This is a genomic window from Pseudomonas sp. IT-P258 (genome assembly GCF_949767825.1).
Classification (GTDB): Bacteria; Pseudomonadota; Gammaproteobacteria; order Pseudomonadales; family Pseudomonadaceae; genus Aquipseudomonas; species Aquipseudomonas monachiensis.
Window position 1 is genome coordinate 1 of sequence record NZ_CATKPU010000075.1, and the last position, 355, is coordinate 355.

Consider the following 355-nt stretch of genomic DNA (forward strand, 5'->3'; position numbering starts at 1 on the left):
CACGGTGGACTTGTCGGCGGTCAGGGTGGCGATCACTTCGCTGACGGTGTCGGTGATGGCCACATTGGCCGCGGTACCATCGATCACCAGGTTTTCGAAGGTCTTGCCGTCGACACTGGCCGAGCCGACGGTCAGGCTCAGGTTACTTGGGTCGCTGTAGACGTCGTCACCCTGCACCGGCGCGGTGTAGATGGCCGACAATTTGCCCGCTTCGATGGTGACGGTGTCGCCGTTGCTCAGGGTGACCTTGAGGTCGTGATCGAGTTTCTGGTCAACCTTGACGGTGAAGGTCGGCGCGAGGTTTTCCTGTACATCGCCGTTGCTGGCAATGCTCACCGTGACCTTGTCGCCCTGA

General features: G+C 60.8%; 1 protein-coding gene. It reads right to left on the reverse strand.

Translation table 11 applies throughout. The annotated features are described in order from the left end of the window. Positions 1-355, reverse strand: a 355-nt coding sequence (locus tag ACM6G4_RS22555; RefSeq protein ID WP_414914660.1) for an immunoglobulin-like domain-containing protein, incomplete at both ends; no start/stop codon positions are given.